Origin of the sequence: Amycolatopsis kentuckyensis, from assembly GCF_002155975.1 — a bacterium.
Lineage (GTDB): Bacteria > Actinomycetota > Actinomycetes > Mycobacteriales > Pseudonocardiaceae > Amycolatopsis > Amycolatopsis kentuckyensis.
This window is the reverse complement of record NZ_MUMI01000378.1, coordinates 1-7702: the sequence shown is the minus strand read 5'-3', so window position 1 is coordinate 7702 and position 7702 is coordinate 1. Positions and strand designations below refer to the sequence as shown.

4 protein-coding genes are annotated in these 7702 nt (G+C 74.5%); all 4 read left to right on the top strand.

Annotated features, from left to right (window positions below):
• On the top strand, nucleotides 1-1177 hold a 1177-nt coding region (locus CCN39_RS32305), incomplete at its 5' end, for an AMP-binding protein (RefSeq protein ID WP_086848461.1).
• Nucleotides 1174-1548, top strand: a complete 375-nt coding sequence (locus CCN39_RS32300; protein WP_086848459.1) for an ectoine synthase — start codon at nucleotides 1174-1176, stop codon at nucleotides 1546-1548. The genes CCN39_RS32305 and CCN39_RS32300, both read left to right, overlap by 4 nt.
• Before the next feature lie 55 nt (nucleotides 1549-1603).
• Nucleotides 1604-3148: a lactonase family protein gene (locus CCN39_RS32295; RefSeq protein WP_086848458.1), complete on the top strand. Its 1545-nt coding sequence runs from the start codon at nucleotides 1604-1606 to the stop codon at nucleotides 3146-3148.
• 117 nt (nucleotides 3149-3265) lie between these two features.
• On the top strand, nucleotides 3266-7702 hold a 4437-nt coding region (locus CCN39_RS32290), incomplete at its 3' end, for a beta-ketoacyl synthase N-terminal-like domain-containing protein (protein WP_143264234.1).

Sequence of the window (7702 nt, the reverse complement as noted above, 5' to 3'; positions counted from 1 at the left end):
CCTGCTGCCGCCGGCCGAGCTCGGCTCGGACGCGCTCGTCGACCTGTGTGCCCAGGCGGGGTGCTCGGCCGTGCTCGCGGGGGACGGGGAGTTCGTCCGGCTGGCCCGGGCGGACGTGCGGCCCGCCGCGCCACCGGGCCTGCTCCTGACCACCTCCGGCACGACCGGACCGGCCAGGACGGTGGTCCTCGACCCCGCCGGGCTCGACCGGTTCTTCGGCTGGGCCTCGGCCCGGTTCGGGATCGGCCCGGGTGTCACGACGCTCAGCTGCGTGCCGTTGAACTTCGACCTGTCCCTGCTGGACGTCTGGGCCGCGCTGGCGACCGGGGCGCGGGCCGAACTGGCGGCACCCGAAGCCGCCACCGACGGTCCGAGCCTGGCGGAGGCGTGCGGGCGCGCCGGCATCGTGCAGCTGTCGCCGATGCACCTGCGGATGCTGGCCGAATCGGCGCCCCGGCCGCTGCCCGCGGTGCGGCACGCGATCTCCACCGGCGACGTCCTGTCCGCCCGCCTCGCCGCGAAGATGCCGGCGCTGTTCCCCCGGGCCCGCCTGTGGAACCTCTACGGCTGCACGGAAACCAACGACAGCTTCCTGGCCGAAGTGGACGTCGAGGAGGCCCTGGCGCTCGGCGCCGTGCCACTGGGCGACCCGATCGCCGGCGTGCGGGCCACCGTCACCGGCGAGCACGGCGAGACCGTGACCGGCGCGGGCCGGGGCGAACTGCTGGTGTCCACGCCGTTCCAGGCCCGCGGCTACCTGGATCGGCGGCGCGGCGGGATCGTGCCGATCCGCCGCCCGTTCCGCACCGGCGACCTCGTCGAGCGCGACGAGCGAGGCCGGCTGTTCCCGCTCGGCCGCCGCGACGACCAGGTGAAGGTGCGCGGCGTCCGGACGAACCTGCAGCAGGTCCAGGAGGTCATCCTCCGCCACACCGACGTGGTCGACGCGCTGGTCACCGCGACCGCCGACCCCGCCGACGGCCACCGGATCCGCGCGGCGGTGCGGCTGCGGCCGCGGACCCGGCTCACCGGGCTGCAACTGCGCGTGTACTGCCGCGCCAAGCTCCCGGCCACCGCCGTTCCGAGCACCGTCGAGATCGTCGAACACCGCATCGGCCGGACCGCGAACGGGAAGCGGCAGGCCGTGGCCACCCCGAAGGAAGGAACCCTGTCATGATCGTGCGTTCCAAGGCCGAAGTGACCTGCGTCGACTGGGGAAACGGGCTCAGTTACCGGTTTCTCACCCAGCGCGACAACATGGGGTTCACCCTGGCCCACACGCTGGTCAAAGCCGGCTCGAAGTCGCCGTTGCAGTACCGCAGGCACCTGGAGGCCTGTTACTGCATCTCCGGGCGGGGCCAGGTGGTCGCGGCCGACGGCACCACCTTCGACCTGGCGCCCGGCGTCATCTACGCCCTCGACGACCACGACGAGCACTTCCTCATCGCCTGCAGCGAGGGCGACATGGAGCTGGTGAGCGTGTTCAACCCGCCGCTGCGCGGTGACGAGCGGCATTCCTTCGACCAAGCCGAGTTCTCGCACTACTGAGCGGCCCGCCGGCCGGGGAGGCGGCCGGGTCCGCCGGTCCAGCAAAGGAGTAACGATGGACAACACCACCAACGCCGGAGGTGGCCACGGTTTCGACCGCGGCCCCCGCACCCAGGGCTTCCCCGCCCAGCCGCCGGCGGGGCCACCCGGCTCCGCCCCGCGGCCGGACCTCGGCTTCGCGCCACCCGCTCCGCCGCCGCGACGCCGGCGCCGGGGGCCGGCGCTCGTGGTCGGCGTGCTGGCCGCGGTGATCGCGATCGCCGCCGGGTTCGTCGTCGGCTGGGTCCTCAACGACGACGGCGCGGACGGGCTGTCGATCCCGCTGGCCGGCCAGGCGGGCACGGCCGCGGGCGACGACGGGGACTCCCTCGCGGCGGCCGGCAACCCCGCCGCCGGCGGCGGTGGCGTGTTCGACCTGCGCCGCGGCGCCGTGTTCGTGCAGACGAACGATCCGACGGCCAACGAGGTCATCGCGTTCTCCCGCAGCGAGGACGGGCGGCTGCACGAGGTGGGCCGGTACAAGACCGGCGGCGTCGGCAGCGGCAGCTTCGAGGACTCCGCGCACGGCATCGTGCTCGGCACCACGGCGGGGGAGACCTCCCCGCAGCACAACCTCGACAGCGCGCAGCTGCTCTACGTGGCCAACGCGGGCAGCGACACGATCAGCGTGTTCCGGGTCGCGGCCGACGGCCTCCAGCTGGTTTCGAACGTGCCCTCCGGCGGGACCAAGCCGGTGAGCCTGACGGTGAACCACGGCCTGCTCTACGCGCTCAACAGCGGTGAGCTCGACGACCGGTTCGTGCTCCGGTTCCCCGACCAGTTCCTGGACAACTGCACGCACGGCGACCAGCCGTCGGTCTCGGGCTTCCGGATCGACGTCGAGGGCAGGCTCACCCCGATCCCCGCCTCCACCCGCCCGCTCAGCGCCGGTGGCCGGTCCGGCTGCGCGCAGGTTTCGTTCACCCCGGACGGCTCGCAGCTGGTCGTGTCCGAGCGGGTCGCCACGCTGCCCCAGCAGCCCGCCGAAAACGGGGCCATCGACACCTTCGCCGTCAACCCCGACGGGACGCTGGGTGCCAAGTCCGTGCAGAACACCTCCGGCGCCGGCCCGTTCGGCTTCGCGTTCACCAAGGACGGCACGGTCCTGTTCAGCGAGCAGAACCACACCGACAAGGGCAAGGGCACCGCGAGCAGCTACACCATGCTGGGCAACGGAACCCTGAAGGCGATCAGCAAGGCCGTGCCCAACAGCGGCACCGACACGTGCTGGATCGTCCCGACCAACGACGGCAAGCTGGCGTTCACCTCGAACGCGCTGGGCGGCGGCTCGCTCTCGACCTACCGCATCGAAGACACCGGGGCGCTGACGCTGCTGCACCCGCAGGCCGCCGACAAGGGCACCAAGGACGGCACGCTGGACATCGCGCTCAGCCACGACAGCCGGTGGCTGTACCAGCTCAACTCCCACTTCGGGCTGCTGCAGGTGTTCCAGGTGAACGCCGACGGCACGCTGAAGTTCATCGAGGAGCACAAGGCGTTCGACGTGGTCCTCCCGGAGAACGGCGGTCAGCTGCCCCCGTTCGGGATCGCCGCGTACTGACCGTCCACAGGGGACGGCCGGGCCGCTGCCGTGAGCGCTGTGACGCCGCGGCGACGGCGGTCCGCGAAGACTTCCCCCCACCCCAAGGCAGGCGCACGAACAACGAAAGTGGGAACCGTGAACAGGGAAACCGCTCTCACCCGGTCCCAGCTCCGCATGTGGTTCATGCAGGCGATGGACGCCCGGCGCACCGATCTGACGATCGCCTGCGCCGCGCGGCTCAGCGCCCCGATCGGGGTCGAGGAGCTGCAGCGGCGGCTCCGGACGGTCGTCGCCGGGAATCCGCTGCTGTCGGCGGTCGTCGACGCGGCGGCGGGCGAGCCGGTGTGGCGGTCGCTGCCGCCGCGGGAGGCCGTCCTCGCCGCGGTGCGGCCCACCGTGCGGGCCGCGAACCCGGCGCGGCTGCGCACGCTCTACGCCGATTTCGCCGGGCAACCGTGGGACCTCGGCCGGGAACTGCCGTGGTCGGCCGGCCTGGTGGAGACGCCGGAAGCGACGTACCTGTGCTGCCGGTTCCACCACCTGGTGTGCGACGGCGACCGGTCGCTGGAACTGTTCCTCGCCGGTCTCGACGACCGGCCGCCGGCCGCGGCCGGGCCGGACCTCGGCCGGCTGGTGACCGAACCACCGCTGCCCGCCGGCGCCGCCGCGGAGGTGGCCCGGCTCGCCGCGGCGATCACCGGCCCGGGCGACCTGCGGCGGCGGGTCGTCGAGCCCGACCCCGGCGGCCACCGCTGGAGCGGGGTCCTGGACCCGGGGCCGGCCGGCGAACCCGACGACGTCCACCTCCTGCGGCGCCTGCGGGCGGCGACCGCCCACCTCGTCCCGGGGGAGCAGCTGCTCGTCGCGATCCCCTTCGACGGCTGCACGCCGGAGCAGGAGGGCCGGTTCGGCTACTTCGGCAACCCGGGGATCGCCGTCCTGCCGTCGGACGACAGCGCCGGCCCGCGGTGGGCGGAGCGGGAGTACGACCGGGCCCGCGCCCTGGCGGAGGTGCCGTTCCAGCACGTCATGGCCGACGACGGGTTCCGCGCCGCGGCCGACCCGGCCCACCCCTTCGACGTCCTGCTCGTGCCGCGGACCTTGTTCGGCCACCACGGAAAGCTCGTCGAGTCGGTGTCGGAGCCGGCCGTCAGCCGGACGCCGTACGCACTGGTGCTCAACCACTGGCGGGACGGCGACGACCGGCTGCACGTGTGCCTCGAGTCCACTGTGGTCGGTCAGGAGGTGCTCGACCACCTGGGCGCCCGGCTGCAGGGCACCGACCACCGCACCGGCGGCCACCCGGCGCCACCGCGGGCGGAGCCCGACGTGCTCGAGCGGCTGTCCGCCGTGGTCGAGGCCCAGCCCGACGCGGTGGCCGTCGACGCTCCCGGCACCGGCACGGCGTCCTACGGCCGGTTGTGGGCGGAGGCCTCGGCGCTCGCGGAGCTCCTCGGCCGCCGGCTGCCGCCGGAGCACCGCGTCGTCGCGGTGGTGGGCCGCAAGCACCCCGCCGAGATCGCCTGCGTGCTCGGGGTGAACCTGGCCGGGGCCACCGTGCTGCGGCTCGACCGCGGCCCGGCGGCCACCCGGCGCGCGCTGGCCGGGGTGGCGGGCATCGGCGCGGTCATCCGGCTGCCCGGCTCCCCGGTGCACGGCACCGGGCAGGCCGAGGAATCGTTCGAAGGAACCTTCGGGACGTACCGGATCCTCACCGGTGCGCGCGGACCGGCACCGGCCGCCGAGCCGGAGCCGCCGCTGTACATCACGCTGACGTCCGGCTCGACCGGACAGCCGAAGCCGATCCCGTTCGCCCGCACGGACCTTTCCGCACTGGTCGCCTGGCACCTGCGGACGTTCCCCTCGCCCCGGCGGATGCTCCAGTTCTCCAAGCTGTCGTTCGACATCGCCTACCACGTGATCTACGCGACGCTGTGCGGTGGCGGCACCCTCGTGGCGGCCGGCAAGGAGGTCCGCGACGACCCCCGGAAGCTGCTCGAGTTCCTGGCCTCGGCCGGGATCGAGAAGGTCTACCTGCCGACCGTGCTGCTGCGGCCGGTGGCCGAGTCGGCGCTGGTGGAACCGGCCGTGGCGACCCCGGCGCTCAAGGAAGTCCTGGTCGCCGGCGGCGGACTGCGGATCACGCCCGAAATCCGCGAGTGGTTCGGCCGCACCTCGGCGCGGCTGGTCAACCAGTACGGCATGTCCGAAACCCAGGACGTCACCAGCCACCAGCTCGGCGGGCCGCCCGCCGACTGGCCGGACCGCCCGCCGGCCGGGTTCCCCGTCGACGGCGTCGACGTGCGGGTGGTCGGCGGGGACGACGTCGAACTGCCGCCGACCCTCAGCGGCGAGGTGGTCGTCCGGCGCGGTGCCGGCTCGGTCGTCACCGGCGACGTCGGCTACACCGACCGCGACGGCAGGCTGCAGATCCTCGGCCGGCACAGCCGGGTGATCAAGCGCCGCGGCTTCCGCGTCAACCTGCAGGCCCTGGAGGCCGAGACCGCCGCGGCGCCCGGGGTGGCCGACGCCGTCGCCGTGCACTACCCGACGCCCGCCGGCGGCACCGAGATCGTCGTCGTGGCGACCAGGCGGGACTCCGCCGCCGAGCCCGAGCCGGCCGCGATCCGCGACCGGATCGCCGACCGCCTCGGCGACGGCTACGAGTTCGAGCTGCTGTTCGTGGCCGCGCTCCCGCGGCTGGCGAACCACAAACCCGACCTGCGGGCGATCACGAAGCTGGCCGAGGAGGCCGGCGCGGGCCGGCCCTCCGGTGCGCCCGCCGCCGCACCGGGCCCGGCGGGGTCGGCCGTGCTCGCCGCCGTCCGCGACCTCACCGGCAACCCGGCCGTCGACGAGCGGTCCCGGTTCCTGGACGCCGGACTGGACTCGATCAGCCTGATGACCCTGGCGGCCCGGCTCGGCCGGGACCACCCCGGCCTGTCCGTCGCCGACTTCTTCCGCCACCCGGTCATCGGGGACCTGCAGCGGGTCCTGGACCGGCCGGCGGCCCGCCCGGCCCACGACGGCCACGTCGCCCGGCCCGAGCCGGTCGCGGCGGACGAGGTGGCCGTCGTCGGCCTGGCGGGCCGGTTCCCCGGCGCGCCGGACATCGAATCGTTCTGGCGCACCCTGCTCGACGGGACCTCCGCGGTGACGGCTCCCGGCGACGGCGGCACGTTCGTCCGCGCCCAGGGCCACCTGGCCGACGTCGACGCCTTCGACCACGCGTTCTTCGGGATCAGCCCGGCCGAAGCCCGGCGGATGGACCCGCAGGTGCGAGTGTTCCTCGAGCTGTGCTGGACCGCGCTGGAGGACGCCGGCGAAGTGGCCGGCCTCCCGGACAAGAACGTCGGCGTGTTCGCGGGCGCCGGCCTGAGCACCTACCTGCTCAACGAGGTCGAGCCGCGGCGGCTGGCCGACGACGACACCCCGTTCCTGGAGCACAACACCCTCGCCGAACGGCTCGGCACCGACCGGAACTACCTCACCTCGACCGTGTCCTTCCGGCTCGGCCTGACCGGGCCCAGCGTCGTCGTGCAGGCCGCCTGCGCCACCGCGCTCACCGCCGTGCACACCGCCCGCCGGGCCCTGCTGGCCGGTGAATGCGACCTCGCGCTCGCCGGCGGGGTGTCGATCATCTACCCGCAGCCGGAGGGCTACGAGTACGTCGAAGGCTCGGTCCGCAGCCGCCGCGGCGTGTGCCGCCCCTTCGACCGCGACGCCGACGGGACCGTCTTCGGCAACGGCGCCGGGGTCGTCGTCCTCAAGCGGGCCCGCGACGCCCGGACCGGCGGCAACACGGTCTACGCCGAGATCGTCGGCAGCGCCGTCAACCACGACGGAGCCGCGAAGGCCGGCTTCAGCGCGCCGAACCCGGAGTCGCAGACCCGGCTGATCGACGCCGCCGTCGGCGCCGCGGACCCCGCGCTCGACTTCGTGGAAGCGCACGGCACCGGCACCGCGGTCGGTGACGTCATCGAGTGGGACGGGCTGCTCGCCTCCCGCCTGGAGGCGCCGGACGAGTCCACGCCGTGCCTGGTCGGCTCGGTCAAGGGCAACGTCGGCCACCTCGACGAAGCCGCGGGGATCGCCGGGTTCGCCAAGGCCTGCCTCGCCGTCCGGTACCGGCTCTTCCCGGGGACGTACGGGTTCTCCGGCCTGCACCCGGGCCTGGCCGGGACCGGCCGGTTCACGGTGACCGGCGACAGCCGCAAGCTGCCCGACGACCGGCCCGTCCGCGGCGGGGTCAGCTCGTTCGGCATGGGCGGCGCGAACTGCCACGTCCTGCTCCGCTCGCCGGCGCCGCCGCGGGCGAACGCGGACGCCGGGACGCTGGGCGACCGCGACGCCCCGCTCTACCTGCCGGTCAGCGGCCGCAGCCGGGACTCCCTCGGCGCGTTGGCGACGCGGCTGGGCGAGCGGCTCGGCCACGACGCGGCCCAGCTGCCCGCGGCGAGTGTCGTCCGCACCCTCACCGACGGCCGTCGGCACTTCGGCGAGCACCGGGGCGTGCTCGTCCACGGCGGTGACGCCCCGCCCTTCCGCGAGTTCCCGGCCGCCGCCGTGCGC

Coding starts and splice junctions, on each gene's coding strand:
- CCN39_RS32300 (WP_086848459.1), top strand. CDS start 1,174: ATGATCGTGCGTTCCAAGGCCGAAGTGACCTGCGTCGACTGGGGAAAC.
- CCN39_RS32295 (WP_086848458.1), top strand. CDS start 1,604: ATGGACAACACCACCAACGCCGGAGGTGGCCACGGTTTCGACCGCGGC.